This window comes from Pleomorphochaeta sp. DL1XJH-081 (genome assembly GCF_049310885.1).
Taxonomy (GTDB): Bacteria; Spirochaetota; Spirochaetia; order Sphaerochaetales; family Sphaerochaetaceae; genus CAYZJV01.
On record NZ_JBMDYO010000003.1, the window covers coordinates 187,107 to 205,760 of the forward strand.

Here is an 18,654-nt window from a genome sequence, read left to right on the forward strand (position 1 = left end):
TAGAGTATTAGACCTTTTCCTTCCTATAGGCTGTCTTTGGCAAAGGGAGGGTTGTCCTAAATTCACCATCGAATCGGAAATAGGCATTTTGTACTGCTGGTGCAGTAGCGATGGTGCTTAACTCTCCAATTCCCTTTGCTCCGTAGGCTTCTCTGGATACTTCATCATTCTTTACCGTGATGGTTTCGATATCAGGAGCTTCGGTTGCACGGAATAGACCTAGTGTGCCGTATTTTACTTTTGGATAGCCTCCCTCAATGGGATAGTCCTCGGTGAGCGCATACCCTAAACCCATGACGACTCCACCCTCAACTTGACCCTCTACTGCAGTAGGATTCACCACTGTTCCTACATCAACAGCAGCTGTGACTTTTTCAACTTTTCCCTGTTCGTCCAATTGAACTACCTGTGTAGAATAGCTGTATGCAATATGACTCTTCGGGTTTGGTTTATCGGATCCCAAGGGGTCCGTGATTGCAGTGAATTCATCGTAAAATTCTTGTCCTTCCAGATCTGATAAGGATCCAGTCTTCTCTAGAGCCTCCTTAAGCTTATTCGCGACACGACGAATGGCTTCTCCGGTTATGACTGTCTGCCGAGAGGCGGTACTTGTTCCTGCATCGGGAGTACGTCTGGTATCTGCCGGTTCGCAGAAGGTCTTCTCTGGTGCAATGCCTATAGTCTCACATACGATCTGTGTGGCTACAGTCGCCAATCCCTGACCCATGCAAGCAGCTGAGGTTCTGATATGGATAGTTCCATCTTCAACAGAGAGTGTGCATCTTCCCACATCGGGAACTCCTACTCCAAATCCACTGTTCTTGAAGGCACAGGCAATTCCTGTCCTCCCATTGGCTTCGAATATCGACTTTACCGCCAGAAGGCATTTGTCCAATGCTGTATTCGGATCGGCGATTTGTCCGTTAGGAAGAACCTCTCCTGGTCGAATTGCATTCCTAAAGCGGATTTCCCACGGTGAGATACCTACCATATCAGCTAACAGATTTAGATTGTTTTCCATGGCAAAACAACTTTGAGTAACACCGAATCCCCTAAAAGCACCACCAGGAACATTATTCGTATATACTGCTTTTCCCACAATATCGACATCCTGGTAATTATAAGGGCCAGCCGCATGGGTGCATGCGCGTTGCAAGACAGGACCTCCCAATGATGCATACGCACCAGTATCGGAAATTAGCAGTGCTTTCATGCCAGTCAAACGACCATTCTCATCACATGCGGTGGTAAATTCCATTTCCATAGCATGTCTCTTAGGATGGATGTTTATGCTTTCTTGGCGAGAGAGCTTGACTTTGACCGGACGTTGGATATGCCATGCCATCAAAGCCGCATGGTGTTGTACACTCATATCCTCCTTGCCTCCGAATCCTCCTCCCACCAATTTTGTTTGGCAGTGGATCTTCTCCTTCGGAAGTTTGAGCATTCGGGCGATTTCCCGTTGTTCATCGAAGATAGACTGGCTTGCGGTGTAGACGAGCAGCCCATCATCTTCGGGTAAGGCAATTGCACATTCCGGTTCCATAAAAGCATGTTCGGTAAATGGGGTATGGTATGTTTTTGTGACAACGTACTTCGATTTGGCGATAGCTGCATCAGCATCACCTCTCTTCAATCTCTCTATAGTAAGTACGTTTCCCTTTTTATGTAATTTTGGAGCATCGGGATCCATAGCCTGCTTGGTAGTGGTAACCGGTTCAAGAATCTCATAATCTACGTGTATCAGTTTGAGGATCTCTTCCAATGATTCCTGTCGCTTTGATGCAACGAGTGCTAATGCGTCCCCGATATAGCGGGTAGTGCCACCTACCGGAATGAGTACATCCCAATCATGTTCGATATGACCGATCTTGTTCTCCGGTACATCCGAGGCAAGGAGAACGGAAATCGCATCGGGATGGGCGAGAGCGGCTGAAATATCAATACTTTTTACTCTGGCGCGCGGATAGGCACTACGAAGGGCTTTTGCATGGATTGTCCCTTCAATGACTAGATCATCCACATAGACACCTTTTCCAAGGGCTTTGTCCACGGCGTCGACTCTTCTGAACCTGCGGGACAGATGGGCGTCATGTTCGGTATTCGGGATTTCAAGATTCTCTCGGAAAAACTTCGCAGCCATGAGGATTGCTTCTTCGATCTTGACATATCCGGTACATCGGCAGACATTTCCCCGAATAGCCTTCTTTACCTCATTTTTTGTCGGATTGTCATTCACATCTAAGAGGGCTTTCGCAGACATGATCATGCCAGGTGTACAGAATCCACACTGGACTGCTCCTGCCTCTGCGAAGCAATGGCTGTAGACGGCCTGTTCCCTTTCAGAGAGACCCTCAATGGTAGTAACTGATCTGCCATCCATTTTCTCAGTGGTAGGGAGGCAGGATTTCATTGCCTTTCCATCTATGATGACGGTGCAGGTTCCACAAGCACCCTCGCTACAACCATCTTTGGTACCCTTCAGGCCAAGATTCTCTCGGATAAAAGGCAAGAGTTTCTTATTGATTTCAGTCTGGATACGATTTCCATTCACAAAGAATGTATACACGAAGGGCCCCCTCATTAGCATGATATACCACTAGCAAGAACTGGAAATTGAACCATGTGGCCATTTCCTTTATTCGCGATAGTGTTGTGTCAATGATTAGCCGCTTAGTACCTGCATCCCTGCGTGTTACAGAGTCTTGCTTTCGGTTATCTGCTCGCGCAGTTTCGATGCAACTGACTGTGATACTATCATCGTCTTCAATTCTATCTGAGCATTTGGTTTTGTCAATGTTTTTCGGTAAAAAGTGTTGCAAGAGCGTGCAAAACCTCCTGCCAAATAATGACAGGAGGTCCAAAAAGTAATGTTATGTAATTTACGTACGCATTTCCCGGTTGAAGGGTTTGCCGAGTGCTGTCGGTCCAGTGAGTTTTGATTTTCGCGAGAATGCCAAAACGATAATAACCAGAAGATATGGTAGCATGACCAAGAATTCGTAGGGGAAGTCGATACCTAAGCCCTGAATCGCCAGCTGCAAAGCTTGCGCCAAGGTGAACAGGAGGGCTCCTCCCATGATCTTCACTGGATGCCAGTGTCCGAAATAGACCAAAGCGACGGCTATGAAGCCACGTCCAGCTATGATTTCGTCACTGAACATCTTCGCTTGGCAAAGGCTCAGATAGGCCCCTGCAAGTCCAGCTAACGCTCCGCCTACGGCTAGAGCCTGGAAACGGACCTTGTTCACCTGTATGCCTATTGAGTCAGCTGCCCTAGGATGGGTTCCGACTGCTCGTACCCGCAAGCCCCAGGGCGTCTTGAACAGAACATACCAACCGAGGGGTACTAGGAAAAAGGCTACATACACCATAGGATTATGGTTAAAAAAGAGCGGACCTAGTATAGGGATCTGGGAGAGCCCTGGGATAGGAGCAGTACTGATACCCGGAATACTCTGGGTTCCTCCGATGAAGTGTCTGAAGAGTGTTCCCGCGGTTCCAACACCGAACATCTGCATACCGATTCCCGCAATTCCTTGAGGAGCTCTGAAGGTAACTACCACAAGACCGAAGAAGAGCCCCAATAATGCACCGACTCCGGTAGCTAGAAGTAATCCTAAGTAATTATATATACCCGGGACATACGCTCCTTGCCCTATGGTATAGGGAACTAACATTCCCAAGAATGCGCCCATCGCCATCATTCCTTCACACCCAAGGTTGAAGATACCTGAGCGCTGATTGAACATTTCTCCCAAGGAGGCAATGAGGAGGGCAACGGAGAAGGGGATTCCTAGTGAAAGGATATTTACAACAAAGTTCATACCTGTACCTCCTTGGTGGAGTCTGACTTACCGAAAACCGAGTTCCATTTTGTCTCTACTCGTTGCATGAGGTACGGATTAGCCAAGATCATCTTAGTAGCGACGATGACAAGTATGATTATACCTTGGAGAACCTGGACCATGTTCGCCGGAACACCGACCAACCGCTGGGTCATATCCGCACCATAAATGAGTAGTCCAAAGAAGAATGCTGCGGGTACGATACCAGCCGGGTGTAGTCCTCCGAATAAGGCAACAACGATACCACTGAAGCCATAACCTGATGTAACACCTTCAATAGCCCTTCGATGAACACCTGCAATCTCGATCGATCCGGCGATACCGGCGAAAGCTCCTGAGATCATCATTGCAATAATGAGATACTTTGGTACGTTAATCCCACCATATCTTGCCGCACGTTCTGAGGCTCCAGCTGCCCGCATCTTATAACCATAGGAGGTTTTCCAAAGGAGGAAGAAGATGATCACAGCCAAAGCCAGGGCGATGAACAGTCCACTGTGTATTCTCGTGCCTTTGATAAATCTGGTCAGATCCAAGTTTCTGGTAAGTCTCATTGATTGTGGCGTTCCACTTCCCATGGTAAGCTCCGCAGGGTCGAGCATGGGACCCCTGAGGAAGAATGTATAGAGCTGGGCTGCTATATAGTTCAACATCACCGTGGATAGTAGTTCACTTACCTCTAATTTCGCTTTCAGGAAACCAGGAATAAAACCCCATGCAGCTCCTCCGATCGCGCCGGCAAGTATGGCAAATGGTATGAGAACTCCACTCGGTAGGTTTGGAAAAGCCAAGGCAAGGGCTGTAGTGGTTAGAATACCTATTGCCATCTGGCCTTCTGCTCCAATATTGATGATACCACTTCTGTAGGCGACAGTGATTCCGAGGGCTATGATGGTAAGCGGTACCATGCGCAACAATACCTCGGTAACACCGATTTTATTTTTCAATGGTTCGGTCAGAATGACCAAGTAGGTCTTAAACACATCCGCGCCGATTGCCCAAAGGATAACTGCTCCCAAGAGCATGGCTGTGATGACGGCTAGGATGATGACCCCAATCCTGTACCCTGTTTTAAATCTCTTCGTCATCTTTGACTCCTGCCATGAGAATGCCTAGTCTGCGTCGACTGGCTTCGCTACTGGGAATAACCTTTTGGATCTTCCCTTTGAAAATTACTGCCACCTGATCAGAGAGGTTAGTGATCTCTTCCAGTTCTTCTGATATGAGGAGAATTCCCACGCCTTCGTTTCTCAATTTGAGCAATTGGTTGTGGATGAATTCAGCCGCACCCATATCGAGCCCTCTTGTAGGATATACAGCCACAAGAAATTTTGGGCCTCTGGAGATTTCGCGTGCCAGAATAACCTTTTGGATATTTCCTCCCGAAAGCGATCCTGCTGACACTTCAATATTCGGACTTCGGATATCGAAATCTTGACGTAATTTTTCGGCCATCTGGTCAATTACCTTATTCTTTAAAAAGGAATTTTTGCTGTAAGTCTCCGATTCGGTGTCCTTAAGGATGAAGTTCTCCTTCATGGAGAAGGAGGGTACTATGCCTTCTGTGTTTCGCTCTTCCGGGACATATCCCATGCCCGCTTTGATTACCTGTGCTGGATTGAAGTTTGCAATATCTATTCCATCAAAAATAATTTGACCGGACTCAACACCTCTGAGGCCATTGATGGCTTCAGCGAGTTCCCGTTGTCCATTCCCTGAGACACCAGCCAATCCAACAATCTCTCCTTTACATACATAAAGAGAGAGGTCGTCAAGTGCCAAGAACCCCCGGTCACTCTTGACCTTAAGGTTCCTCATCTGAAGCATAGGCCCCAAGGTACAGGCTGGAGCATCGTTGTGGGGAAGGACTACCTCATGGCCAGTCATGAGAGCGGCAATATCGCTTGATGAGTGGTCTATGGTATTGCCTTGGAATACTACTTTCCCATGGCGCAGGATAGCTACCTTACTAGAGAGATCCTTTACCTCTTGAAGCTTATGGCTGATGAAGATGATGGAAAGTTCTCCAGACATATTTTTCAAAAGTGCGATAAGGTCATCGGTCTCCTGAGGTGTCAGAGCGCTGGTAGGTTCATCGAGAATAAGGAACCGGGCGCCGAGGCAGAGCGTCTTCACTAATTCTACTCTCTGTTGTTCACCGACAGAAAGTTGCCATATGTAGGCATCTGGATCAACGACTAGGCCATATTGGGTTGCTACATCCTCTATTCGCTTGCGAACCATGAGCAAGTCAAGTTTCCATGGTTTCCACGCTTGCTTGAATCCTAAGGCGATATTTTCCAGGACCGTCATATTCGGTACCAACATATATTGCTGGTGTACCATGCCGATTCCATAGGAAAAAGCATCATTGGGAGATCGGAAATGGACCTCCTCGTTGTTGATGAAAAGCTTCCCTTCATCTGGATGATACAATCCCATTAGGATGTTCATGAGGGTCGTCTTTCCGGCACCATTCTCACCGACAAGAGCAAGAACTTCACCCTTTCCGATTTCCAATGAGATATCGTCACAGGCCAAGACTCCAGGGAATCGTTTAGTGATGTGCTCGATCCTCAAGTTGTCGATGGCTTTCGTCAACTGTTGCATGCAGGGCCTCCAATTCGGTCCTTGAGATACATTCAAAAAATTCCTGCACGTCGATGTGTCTCACCGCCATGCAGGAATATGTTCATAACATTACCGTCCTGAAGCGCTCTTAGTTGTATTTGACGCTACTCCAGTTCACGACAGAAGAATGTCCTGCCTGAGCTTTGAAAGCGGAAAGGGCTTCATTTACCTTTGCTTCGATTTCAGGAGTGATCCTCGATTTGGTCGCTTCATTAAATTTGAAGATGAATCCATCGTTGTTGAAGTTCATCGGAATGTTCTCGCCACCAAGGATTCCTGCATCCAACTTGTCTACGAGTGTATTGATAACGGCAGCGTAGTTGTAGGAAGATGCGGAGAGGACTTTATAGCCTTCGGGAATACCGATCTGAGCAAGGTCCTGGCCAACCCACCAGATTTCATCATCGGGATAATCGGCTACAGCGCGCAATCCACCGAGTGCCTGCTGTGAAGATCCTGTGAGGATGTCTGCTCCACTGCGGATCTGGGATTGGGCTACTTCGGTTGCCTTTACGAAATCTGAGAAACTACCGGTATGGGCTACCATAACATTGGCGGAAGGATTGACTTCCTGTACACCAAGGACGAAACCACGGTTGTAACGAGCAGCATCACCACCATCAACAGGACCAATCAGTCCAATGGTGTTGGATTTGGTAAGCATTCCGGCAATTAAGCCATTGAGGTAGCCGGTTTCCTCACTCTCGGGCATGTAGGAGAATACATTGTCACCAACGATCTCAGAACTGGTTCCGAATGCAAAAGAAATTTCCGGATACTCGGCAGCCATTTCGGTAATAAGATTTTTATACTGTGCACCGTGGCCGATAATGATGTCGTATCCCTGGCCTGCGTACTGCAGAACTGCGGAACCGGCATCGACCGGCTTCATTTTCTCACTGTAGCTATACTCGATGCGGCCTGGATTCTGTTCCATGGCGAGCGTGATACCATCGTGCATTGCTTGGCACCAGCCCTTGTCATCGATGGTGTTCTCAATAATGAGAGCAATTTTGATAACATCGCTATCAACCTCTTCTTCGGCGGCTCCTTGGGCAAATGCCATGGTGGCTACCATTGAGATCATCAATACGAGGATTAGAAACTTCTTCATGTTCAGTTCTCCTTGTGTGGTGTGATGCAAACTTGGATCACTCTCTAGTAAAAATGTCCACAAGCTTGTCCGTTTCAGTATACAAGCTGTTGCAGAGTGTTGTCAAAGATAATCGATTGTAAATTATCGGAATTTTGTTGTCATTTTTTTGCTTTAGCGCAGTGTTAGATGTGCAAATTTAACCTTACCGTAATATATCGATATGAAATTACTTAATTAATAAAGGTAAACAAGTTGCAACAATTTTAGTGGATGGGGATGTCTCCCCCAGCGATAGTTCCCGGTTTCAGGTTAAGTGCATTTGCTCTTCCACAGGCAATCCCGATTTCCACACATCGACCGATCGGGAGTCCTTCATGTAATCCATATGCGAGACCTGCAGTAAACGAATCTCCACATCCGATAGTATTCACCGGTGTCACTGAATTCACCAGTTGTTCTGAAACCGCTCCTCCATGTGCAATGAATACCGACTTTGCTCCCTGGGTGAGCACTGTCGTTACGCCAAAGTCGCGTTCAAGAGAGACCATTTTCTTCTTAACCTCTTCAAGAACAGCAGATTCGGTCTTATGCTCCTTGAATGTAAATTCTGGGAAGAGGGTCTCAGAGAATTCCTTCAGATTGGGTTTGATCACCGTTGGTCCAAAGGGGAGGGATTCAGTGAGATCGTCTCCTTTTACATCGAGTACGACAATCTTACCTTGTTGACGAGCCTCTTTCACCATCCATGGGATGATGTCCTTCTTGTATCCAGCGGCTTTCGTACCACTGATGGTTACCGTATCTATCGATTCTAACGCATCGAGAAAGAGTGATCGGATGGTCTCATCGGTCTCTGGTGAGACGGCGATGGCCTCTTCAACTATTTCAGTCACGGTGTGTCGTTCGGAATTGATAAGGGTGTAACAAAGTCTGATCTCGCTTCCAGAATCGGCAACCCTGACGGTAACACCGTCGTCGGCAAGCATGTCGAGAAAAGTCTGTCGGTACAAACCCCCGGCATGGGAAATGTGTATGGTCCTGGCTCCCAATTCAGTAAGCACCCGCGCAGTATTCGCACCTTTACCTGCAACGCTGAACATATGGTTGCCGCTTCTGTTGACCTCGTTTTCCCAAAGATGATCCAAGACTATGGTTTTTTGCATAACAGGATTCAACCCAATTGCGAGCACGCCTTTTACCTTCATGTAAGCCTCCATGATGTTTTGATGGTCTCCTTTCGATTGTGTATTCTTCTCTATCAGCTAGTCAACAGTATGGCGACATCTTTGGAAAGCTGATTCGTAGATTGATACGCTTATTGACAACACCTCTTAAGCATAATAATATACGAACAACCATACAAAGCGATACATTTGCAGTTGTATGGAATAAATTTGATCAAACGCTGTCACAGAATCGGACAGAGGAGGAATGATGAACAGCTATACACCGGCTGAAAAGAAAACAATGTATTTTATTGGAGTCACGACAGGAAAATCTTCCATAATGAAAGTATTTCCTCGTTGGATGGAACACTTTGGTATCGATGCCCAAATAAAAGGGTTCGATTTTGTTCCTCATGACAAGCCGGAGCACTATCGGGAGGCTGTATCGTTCATTAAATCAGATCCGAATTCCTTAGGTGCCTTGGTCACTACCCATAAATTGGATTGCTACAAGGCTTGCAAGGATCTCTTCGAAGGTTCTGGAGAATATGCCACCCTTCTTGGTGAAGCCAGTTCCATTAGTAAGCGTGGAGACCAGCTTTGGGCGCATGCTAAAGATCCCATCACCAGTGGACTAGCATTGGAAGCCTTCATGCCAAAGGGATATTGGGAAAAATCAGATGCCACCATGCTGCTTCTCGGAGCGGGGGGAAGTTCCTTAGCTCTTACTCTTTATCTGATCAACAAGGCAAAACATAGCGATGATGTGCCCAAGAAGATTATTGTGAACAATAGGAGTGAAGCAAGACTCAAAGAGATGCAGGAGATCCACAACACCTTGGTTCTCCCCTTTGCCATTGAGTACAATCTCTGTCCCACTCCCGAACAAAACGATGCTATCGTTGCTACTCTTCCAGAGGGGTCACTAGTCATAAATGCGACAGGATTAGGTAAAGATGGGCCTGGTTCGCCATTGACGGATGCTGTGGTTTTTCCGAAGAATGGCTATGTGTGGGAATTCAATTATCGTGGAGAGCTTGAATTCTTGCATCAGGCGAATCGACAGAAAGATGGGAGGGCTTTGACGATAGAAGATGGATGGGTCTATTTCATCCATGGCTGGACACGAGTTATCGCAGAAGTTTTCCATATTGATATACCCACAGAAGGGCCTGAATTCGATAAGATAAGCGAAATTGCCCGCAGTACCCGCTAATAACCATACATTGAAGGAGAAAGAGATGAAAGATATGTTGTCTAAAGTAATTGCGTTCGATATGCAGACAGGGAAAGCCCCGATTGAAGATGCGCAACCGTTGAAAAGGAACTTGTCTGGATTGAAGAAAATCTTTTCCGACCAGGATGCAGCTCAAATGATCTTGTCGAAAGATGATCCTCTTGTCTATGAGTTCTACGATTTGCACATGCCCGAGAAAGAGGGAGATCTTGCATTCGGCAGTAGCATTGTATACCCAGGAAAAGTAGGGCAAGAATATTACATGACGAAAGGTCACTTCCATACCATTTTGGATACGGCAGAGGTCTATTACTGTCTCAATGGCCACGGCATGATGATGATGGAAAGTCCGGAGGGTGATGTCGAGTATCAGGAGATGAAACTTGGCCAGGCTGTATATGTTCCAGGACGTTATGCCCATAGGAGTATTAATCTGTCCAATACCGAGACTCTGGTGACATTCTTTGTTTTCAGGGCTGATGCCGGACATAACTACGGAACAGTTGAGGAGCGCGGGTTCAGGAAGCTGGTCGTTGCCGATGGTGATGGATATGCTGTAGTAGACAACCCCAATTGGGCTGGTGCTTGAGGAGATTTGCATGGAAAAACAGAGAGGTAAAGTGCTGGTAACTCCCCGGTCTCTTTCACGTGATGGTCATCCTGGTTTACAGTTGCTCGTTGATGAAGGTTTCGAAGTACTCATGCCTTGGCCAGGCAAACAACCCAATGAAGGTCAATTACTTGAAGTGCTTCCTGCATGTGTCGCATATCTAGCTGGCGTGGAACCCATTGGTGAGCGTGTTTTAGCAGCTTGTCCCGAGCTAAAAGTCATAAGCCGGAACGGGGTTGGTATGGACAATGTCGATCTAGCTGCAGCTGAGCGGTTGGGTATTAAGGTTGTAGGCACCCCTGGAGCGAATTCCCAAGGAGTAGCAGAATTAGCTCTTGCTTTGCTTTTCGATGGAATGAGGGCAGTCTCATACAGTGATCTTCATATGAAGGAAGGACAGTGGTCACGAAGGAAGGGTTTCGAGGTTACGGGGAAGACTCTAGGAATAATCGGTTGTGGAAACATTGGCCAACGTCTTGCACGAATGGCAATCGGTGTTGGAATGCGTGTCTTGGCGTATGATGTGTACAAGGATGCAAACATGGAGAAGACACCGGGATTTTCCTATACTGAGCTCAATCACGTATTGTCCGGATCCGATATGATCTCTCTCCATTGTCCTCCTGGGAAGAAGCCTTTATTAGACGCACAAGCTTTATCAACGATGCGCAAAGGGGTAGTTATTGTGAACACCGCCCGTGATGCCCTGGTGGACCATGCTGCCATGCTGGAGGCATTGGAATCAGGGCAGGTGACAACATACGCTACTGATGTGTATGATAAAGAGCCTCCCGAGCTTGATGCACTGTTGAAGCATGAGAAGGTTGTGATGACTCCCCATATCGGAGGTTTCACTGAAGAGAGTGTTGAAAGAGCCACGATTGCCGCTGTGCAGAATATTCTACAAGCAATCGGGTAGTATTGATATCAGGTAGGAGAGAGAAGATGGATAAAAATTTGACTGAGATTATCGGAAGCGTGAAATTGGTACCGGTCATAAAACTCAATGATCCCAAAGATGCGATTCCTCTTGTGGATGCTTTGGTTGCCGGAGGACTTTCGGTAGCTGAGATTACCTTCCGTACGGCAGCGGCTCCTGAAGCCATTGCTCTCGTACGGAAAGAACGCCCAGATGTTTTGGTCGGAGCAGGTACCGTACTGACTATTGAGCAGGCTCAGAAGGCGATCGATTCGGGGGCTTCATTCGTTGTCTCTCCAGGATTCAATCCAACAGTAGTCGATTATTGTATCGAAAAAGGCATGCCGGTTTTTCCTGGTGTGACCTCTCCGACTGAAGTGGAGATGGGACTTGCCAGAGGGCTTAAAGTTCTAAAGTTCTTCCCTGCTGAAGCTTCTGGCGGTGTGGCTATGTTGAAGGCTTTAGGAGCTGTGTATGAGGTCCGTTTCATGCCTACTGGTGGTGTTTCGGATAAGAATGTCCTTTCCTATCTCGCATTGAAGAATGTCATCGCTTGTGGTGGTTCCTGGATGGTGAGTCCAGAGTTGATTGAGTCGGGCAAATTTGATGAAATTACTGAGATCACGAGGAAGGCTGTTGAATTGGTGAAAGGTCTTTAGTAGATGACAACATTGCAGTATTCCCGGTACTCAATTGATATTCCCTCATGGCTTGCATCCCCCGGTCCTTCAGGAAGTCTGGAATTCGTCTGGTTGGGGCAAGCCGGTTTTCTTTATAAGACCGAAAGCTTACTGGTAGGGATTGATCCCTATCTTTCTAATTCTTTAGGTGAGAAATATCGGGAGGCCTTCTTTCCCCATACACGTATGATGGAAGTGCCCTGTGATCCGGAATTATTGCAAAATGTTGATTATTTGTTTAGTACCCATGGGCATACAGACCATATGGATCCGGGAACGCTTGGAGTGGTGTACGATACCAATTCTTCGACACCACTTTTTATCTGTCCGAGGGCAGAGATACAAAAGGCGGCTGATAGAGGTGTTTCCTACGGTAGGATCGTTACTATGGATGCCGGAGAATCGTGGAGCTCTTCCGATGCCGGAGGTAGTAGGCTTTCGGTGACAGCGATTGCTTCAGCCCATGAAGAATTGAAAATCGACTCCCATGGTAATCATCTTTTCCTAGGATATGTGATTGATATGGCGGGTATCAGGATTTTCCATAGTGGCGATGGTGTCCCCTACGAAGGTTTGGATAAGCTTTTAGCAAATCTTGCAATCGATGTAGCATTTCTACCTGTGAATGGAAGAGATGCTTTTCGCAGCGAACATGGAGTTCCGGGTAATTTTACCTTGGATGAAGCTTTTCACCTAGTGGATAAAGCCTCTATCCCTTGCCTAGTTCCTCATCATTTTGGACTATTCGAATTCAATACTATCGATCCTGAGACAATTCAGGGGAGTATTCCTGAAAATGGGCCGATAGTACTTATTCCCGAAGTATCTGTGGCGTTTTCGATTACCAAGGGAGGTGATGCGTGATGCTGAACGGTTTCTTACGCGACAAACAATTGAATAAAGATATCCCCATTCCCTTGTACTACCAACTCAAAGAGTTGTTGTTAGAATACATTACTTCTAATGAGGAGAAGACCCCTTTACCTACAGAATCGCAACTGTGCGATCACTTCCAAGTCTCCCGGTCAACAGTCCGTCAGGCACTTGGAGAATTGACCAGTGATGGATTTTTGGTAAGACATAAGGGGAAAGGCACTATGATCCTTCCTCGGAAGATTGATCAGGATTTTCTTGTGGTGTTGGAAAGTTTCAATGATGAGATGTACGAGAAAGGTCTTACACCGCATACTCAAGTACTCACTCTTGTACTCACCAGTGCATCGCCTTCGGTTGCCAAAGCTCTGGCAATAGAGAAGGGTGATCCTGTTGTTCAGCTTGTACGGCTCAGAAGCGCTAATGGTGTCCCCATGGTTCTTGTCTCCTCTTTTCTACCTGCAAGTTACCATGGACTTACTGGTATGGTTGATGAAGATCTGGAAAACCACTCTCTCTACAAACTCATGGAAAACAAGTATCAAGTATCGATTTCCTCAAGTAGACGTGTAATTGAGATTCGGATGGCAGGAGATTTCGAGGCTACTCATCTGCAGGTTCCTGCTCATTCACCGTTGCAGTACATCGAGACGGTATCAACGACTACAGACGATATTCCGATCGAATACTCCAAAGCCTCCTATCGTGGTGATCTAAGTCGGTTCGTGATTGAGATACGTAAAAAGAAGATTTGAGTAATTTGCTTTTAGAGAATTCTATTCATTGTTAAATAGATAATATTCATATAATTTCCGCTCTAATATAACGTTTGCAATTCTATACGTAAAAACTATTGACATCTCAAAAAACTATGTTACGATACAACTGAAACGTTTTAGAAATGGAGGAAAAATATGAAAGTTGGTATTGATAGTTATTGTTTCCACAGATTGTTTGGCGATGTTTATGATGACCAAAATGCTCCATCGAAAGATCTTTCTCTCGAGTGGTTTATAAAAAGAGCGCATGAATTGGGAGTGGATGGTGTATCACTCGAATCTTGTTTTATACCGCGTTTTGATGCTTCCTATTTGAGTGAGATCAAAGGAATGCTTGATGAATATAAGTTAGATAGAGTTTATGCTTGGGGACATCCAGATGGACTGGAAGGCGGTTACAATGAGGCTGCATACGATGACATGATTGAGCATATGGAGTATGCAGAAGCGATTGGAGCTGATGTAATGCGTGTCTGTGGTGCAAGTCTTCTATTCAGATTTCGTGATCACGAATGGATGCTTGATACGCTTTCTCGAATGTTCTCGAATGCAATGCCTTATGCGGAAGCTAAGGGGCTGAAAATTGCAGATGAGAACCATATAGACTTCAATTCCACAGAGATGCTTCGCTTGATTCACCAGGTGAACTCACCTTCTTTCGGGATAAATTTTGATACCGGGAATTTTATGCGAGTTTTGGATGATCCCGTTGAAGGAATGAGGAAATTAGCTAAGCATACATTTTCTACACATATTAAGGATCTTAGACCTCAAGCAGGTCTTTCTGTCGATAACTGGCATTTTTTTGCTTGTGTTCCAACAGGTAAGGGGTTAGTGAATAACCTTGAAATAGCTAAGTTGCTTAAAGCCGCAGACTACCAAGGTTTCTTAGCCATGGAAATCGATTATCTCCATGAAGATTATCGTAACAATTGGGCTGATGATGATGAAGATAAAGCTGTTGCGGAGAGTGTAAGAGAACTGAAGAGAATCGCAGAGATAGTCGGTTAGGAGAAAGTGAACTATGAAAACCATGAATGTAGGAATCATAGGATATAAGTTTATGGGGAAGGCTCATAGCAATGCATGGAGTCGTGCTCATCAATTTTTTCCGATGGATATCAAACCAATAATGAAAGTTGCTTGTGGGCGACATGAGAAGGGCTTGAAAGAGTTTGCAAAGAATTGGGGCTGGGAAGAGACGGAAACTGACTGGAGAAAAGTAGTTGAACGCGATGATATTGATATTGTAGATATTTCCGTTCCTCAGCATCTTCATTTTGAAATAGCTATGGCAGCTCTGAAAAATGGGAAACATGTATTTTGCGAAAAGCCTCTAGCTATGAATGTTGAGCAGGCTCGTGAACTATGTAAAGAAGCTGATAAGCACCCCGGGTTGATTCATTATGTTAACCATAATTATAGACGTTGCCCGGCTGTCATGCTGGCAAAAAAACTTATTGATGAGGGGAAAATAGGTCGAATATTTCACTGGAGAGGCGCATATTTACAGGATTGGATTGTTGACCCCGATTTTCCTTTGACATGGCACCTTCAAGCAAATAAAGCTGGTATGGGACCTCAAGGCGATCTGAATTCTCATAGTGTTGATTTGGCAAGATTCCTTGTCGGAGAAATTGAAACAGTTTCCTGTATGACAGCGAATTTTATCACAGAAAGGACTTTACCAGATGAAGCAGCTTCGGGAACATTTAGTGGTACGGCAAATGTATCTGCCGGTAAGGGATCAGTAACTGTTGAAGATGCTGCATTTATGAACGTTAAATTTGCAGGTGGAGCACTTGGGTCTTTTGAGACGACTCGCTTTGCTCCTGGAAGAAAAAATTACAATTATTTTGAGATTTATGGGAGTAAAGGTAGTTTGATCTTTAATTTGGAAAGAATGAATGAACTGCAATACTATAGTTTAGATGATCCCTCTTTTGCGCAAGGGTTTAGAACGATAATGGTTACTGAAGGTGAGCATGCATATATGCCTGCATGGTGGCCACCTGGTCATATCATTGGGTATGAGCACGAATTTGTTCATGCCGTAGTCGACTTCATGAGCGCAATCGCAAAGAACGAACAAATATCGCCAAACTTCCATGATGGATTGAAAGAGATGGAGATTTTAACTGCAGGGTTATTGTCGGCCAAAGAAGGGAAGGAAATCACTATTTCATAATTTCTACTATTCACACTGTTGGTATTAAAAACTACAGTGTGAATTTTATAAAAAAACATAATGACGTTCTGATGTTTTGGGTGTAAAATAAGAATCAGTCTTAGGATTAAAAAAGGAAACCAGTATGGAAACGATTCTGAAGATGAAGGAAATAAGAAAAAGCTTCTTTGGTGTTGAAGTCCTTCATGGCCAGGATTTTGAAGTGGCAAAGGGTGAGGTTGTCGCACTGTGCGGCGAGAATGGAGCAGGTAAGTCTACATTAATGAAGATTCTTGCTGGAGTATATACTTATGACAGTGGAGAGATCGAGTATAAAAATAAAAAATTAGGTCCTGGCATAACACCTTTGGAAGTGCAGCATCTTGGAATTTCCATGATTCATCAAGAACTAAATCTACTGGAAGACTTGACAGTAGCCCAAAATATTTTTCTCTGTAGAGAGCCGCGAACCAAGCTTGGTTTAATTGATTATAAAAAAATGAATAATGATGCAGAAATTTTATTGAAACGGCTTGGAGAAAAGATCAATCCATCAAAGAAGGTTCATGAACTTAAAATTGCACAGAAGCAGATGGTCGAAATTGCAAAAGCCATATCTTTTAATGTTGAGTTATTGATTATGGATGAGCCTACATCGGTACTCACCAGTAAAGAGACTGAAATATTATTCAATTTGATTCGGAATTTAAGTAAAGAGGGAGTAGCAACAGTCTATATTTCTCATCGACTTAAGGAGATTGTAGAGCTATGTGAGACTGTCTCAGTTCTACGTGATGGGAATTTTGTCGCAAAGAGGCAAGTTTCAGAGGTGACAGTAAAAGATATTGCTACTTTAATGGTTGGTCGTGAAGTAAAAGAATCGATGACTTCTGATTACAACGGAAGTGGTGATGTAGTTCTAGAAACAAAAAATATCTCAGATTCTATGCTTAAAGACATTTCATTTTCTTTACGTAAGGGAGAAATCCTTGGATTTAGTGGCCTCGTCGGAGCCGGTAGAAGTGAGCTGATGGAAGTTATTTTCGGGATACGAAAACCTGTTAGTGGGAAAGTCTATATCCAAGGAAAACCAGTAACTATTAAGAATCCCATCGATGCGATCAAATCGACTATTGGATTTGTCACTGAAGATCGTAAGGATACTGGATTGGTTCTAGGTAGGGATATTCTAGATAACATCAACTATGAATATTGGTTAAAGAGGCGGGGTTTATTTAGGAATAATCTAGAATCAACACGCCGTGCAGAAAGTGGTATCAGTAAATTAGGTATCCGATGTACTGGCCATGGACAGCAGGTTAGTAACCTATCTGGTGGTAACCAGCAAAAGGTAGTGTTGGGTAAATGGCTGATTGCTGATGCAAAAATTCTTATTCTGGATGAACCAACTAGAGGTGTTGATGTTGGCGCTCGGCAAGAAATATATAAAGTGATAAACGAACTTTCAAAGAGTGGTATCTCAATTATTATTGTTTCCTCAGATCTGCCAGAGATCATGAGTATTTGTCAACGAGTCTTAGTGATGCATGAGGGGCGTCTGACAGGAGCTCTTGATAACTCAGAGATGACTGAAGCAAAAATTATGTACTATGCAACAAATGTATAACTGGAGAGCTAAAGATGGAAAGAATTAAGCAGCAAGTAAGTATAGGCAACATAGTGGTCAGTATATGGAAAAAGTATAGTATTGTAGTTGTCTTTTTTGTGATAATTGCAATCTGCGGAATTCTTGCTCCAAGATTTTTACATCCAAACAATTTGCTGAATATATTGAGGAATACATCGATTGTTGGTGTAATCGCGCTGGGGATGACGTTTGTGATAATCGGAGGTGGTATTGATCTCTCTAGTGGTCCTGTCATGGCAACAGCTGGAGCAGCCTTAATATTCATGCAAAAAATGGTGACTGAAACTGGAGAGGCTGTATATCCTTTGTGGTTTGCGGTTATTGTATGTTGGTTAATTGGTACTGCATTTGGATTTATCAATGGAGTCATCATTACAAAAGCAAAGTTACCCCCTTTTATTGTTACTCTTGCAGTTGGAATTATCGCAAGATCACTTGTTATGTACTTTGGCCGAGGTGCAACTATAATGGGTAGGAGAGTTCCTGAGTTCACACGAATTGGAAGTGGATCAATCTTAGGAATTCCCACACCGTTTATTATTGCAACAATACTAGCAATTTTATTTCATTTCATGTTGACGAGGACAAAGTTCGGGACCTATGTATTTGCTGTTGGCGGTAATGAAAATGCTTCAAGGTATTCTGGTATAAAAGTTGATAGGATGAAGATCTATACTTATATGCTGGTAGGATTTTGTGCAGGCCTTGCAGCTACGATTGAAATGTCTAGGATGGCTGCTGTTGCGACGACAACGAGCGGAGCCCAATATGAATTTGAGGCAATCACTGCGGTTATTGTTGGAGGTACTGCCTTGACTGGTGGTAGAGGGCGTATATTGGGAACAGTTGTCGGTTTTATAATTCTTGGAATCGTAAACAATATGATGATCATGCTTAACATCTCTCCCTACCTCTCTGGAGCCGTTAAGGGTGCCGTAATTCTTTTCGCCGTTTTGATGCAGAGAAAAGACTAATAAATCACGTTTATCCGTATGGATAA

Annotated in this window: 16 protein-coding genes; 10 read left to right on the forward strand and 6 right to left on the reverse strand. The window is 44.7% G+C overall.

Going from position 1 to position 18,654, the window contains the following annotated elements:
• Positions 1–7 precede the first annotated feature (7 nt).
• The 6 genes from xdh to ACODJP_RS07465 form a co-directional block, all read right to left on the reverse strand.
• A complete protein-coding gene (gene xdh, locus ACODJP_RS07440; RefSeq protein WP_422480080.1) occupies positions 8–2,569 on the reverse strand; it encodes a selenium-dependent xanthine dehydrogenase in 2,562 nt (853 codons plus the stop codon).
• A gap of 313 nt (positions 2,570–2,882) precedes the next feature.
• Positions 2,883–3,827, reverse strand: a complete 945-nt coding sequence (locus ACODJP_RS07445) for an ABC transporter permease (RefSeq protein ID WP_422480082.1) — start codon at positions 3,825–3,827, stop codon at positions 2,883–2,885.
• Positions 3,824–4,936, reverse strand: a complete 1,113-nt coding sequence (locus tag ACODJP_RS07450; RefSeq protein WP_422480084.1) for an ABC transporter permease — start codon at positions 4,934–4,936, stop codon at positions 3,824–3,826. The genes ACODJP_RS07445 and ACODJP_RS07450 overlap by 4 nt, the downstream gene beginning before the upstream one ends.
• Positions 4,920–6,458 carry an ABC transporter ATP-binding protein gene (locus ACODJP_RS07455; RefSeq protein ID WP_422480086.1) on the reverse strand — a complete coding sequence of 513 codons (1,539 nt, stop codon included), beginning with the start codon at positions 6,456–6,458 and terminating at the stop codon, positions 4,920–4,922. Before ACODJP_RS07455 ends, ACODJP_RS07450 begins: the two co-directional genes overlap by 17 nt.
• Positions 6,459–6,567: 109 nt before the next feature.
• The gene (locus ACODJP_RS07460; RefSeq protein ID WP_422480088.1) at positions 6,568–7,593 is read right to left on the reverse strand and encodes a BMP family lipoprotein; all 1,026 of its coding nucleotides are present in this window, start codon (positions 7,591–7,593) and stop codon (positions 6,568–6,570) included.
• A gap of 245 nt (positions 7,594–7,838) precedes the next feature.
• Complete coding sequence (locus ACODJP_RS07465; RefSeq protein WP_422480090.1) at positions 7,839–8,780, reverse strand: 1-phosphofructokinase family hexose kinase; 942 nt, start codon at positions 8,778–8,780, stop codon at positions 7,839–7,841.
• 229 nt (positions 8,781–9,009) lie between these two features.
• Here ACODJP_RS07465 and ACODJP_RS07470 point away from each other — a divergent pair, with 229 nt between their 5' ends.
• The 10 genes from ACODJP_RS07470 (at position 9,010) to ACODJP_RS07515 (ending at position 18,628) form a co-directional block, all read left to right on the forward strand.
• On the forward strand, positions 9,010–9,957 hold the full coding sequence (locus tag ACODJP_RS07470) for a shikimate dehydrogenase family protein (protein WP_422480092.1): 948 nt from the start codon (positions 9,010–9,012) through the stop codon (positions 9,955–9,957).
• A 25-nt stretch (positions 9,958–9,982) separates the two neighbouring features.
• Complete coding sequence (locus tag ACODJP_RS07475; RefSeq protein WP_422480094.1) at positions 9,983–10,567, forward strand: glucose-6-phosphate isomerase family protein; 585 nt, start codon at positions 9,983–9,985, stop codon at positions 10,565–10,567.
• Positions 10,568–10,577: 10 nt separating this feature from the next.
• A complete protein-coding gene (locus tag ACODJP_RS07480; protein ID WP_422480096.1) occupies positions 10,578–11,507 on the forward strand; it encodes a phosphoglycerate dehydrogenase in 930 nt (309 codons plus the stop codon).
• A gap of 26 nt (positions 11,508–11,533) precedes the next feature.
• Positions 11,534–12,166, forward strand: coding sequence for a bifunctional 4-hydroxy-2-oxoglutarate aldolase/2-dehydro-3-deoxy-phosphogluconate aldolase (locus tag ACODJP_RS07485; protein ID WP_422480098.1), 633 nt, complete (start codon positions 11,534–11,536; stop codon positions 12,164–12,166).
• Between the two features lie 3 nt (positions 12,167–12,169).
• On the forward strand, positions 12,170–13,051 hold the full coding sequence (locus ACODJP_RS07490) for an MBL fold metallo-hydrolase (protein ID WP_422480100.1): 882 nt from the start codon (positions 12,170–12,172) through the stop codon (positions 13,049–13,051).
• Positions 13,051–13,815 carry a GntR family transcriptional regulator gene (locus ACODJP_RS07495; RefSeq protein ID WP_422480102.1) on the forward strand — a complete coding sequence of 255 codons (765 nt, stop codon included), beginning with the start codon at positions 13,051–13,053 and terminating at the stop codon, positions 13,813–13,815. The genes ACODJP_RS07490 and ACODJP_RS07495 overlap by 1 nt, the downstream gene beginning before the upstream one ends.
• A 159-nt stretch (positions 13,816–13,974) precedes the next feature.
• Positions 13,975–14,850, forward strand: a complete 876-nt coding sequence (locus ACODJP_RS07500) for a sugar phosphate isomerase/epimerase family protein (RefSeq protein ID WP_422480104.1) — start codon at positions 13,975–13,977, stop codon at positions 14,848–14,850.
• Between the two features lie 13 nt (positions 14,851–14,863).
• A complete protein-coding gene (locus tag ACODJP_RS07505) occupies positions 14,864–16,027 on the forward strand; it encodes a Gfo/Idh/MocA family protein (protein ID WP_422480106.1) in 1,164 nt (387 codons plus the stop codon).
• Between the two features lie 124 nt (positions 16,028–16,151).
• Positions 16,152–17,633, forward strand: a complete 1,482-nt coding sequence (locus tag ACODJP_RS07510; protein WP_422480108.1) for a sugar ABC transporter ATP-binding protein — start codon at positions 16,152–16,154, stop codon at positions 17,631–17,633.
• A 14-nt stretch (positions 17,634–17,647) separates the two neighbouring features.
• Positions 17,648–18,628: an ABC transporter permease gene (locus ACODJP_RS07515; protein ID WP_422480110.1), complete on the forward strand. Its 981-nt coding sequence runs from the start codon at positions 17,648–17,650 to the stop codon at positions 18,626–18,628.
• Positions 18,629–18,654 lie beyond the last annotated feature (26 nt).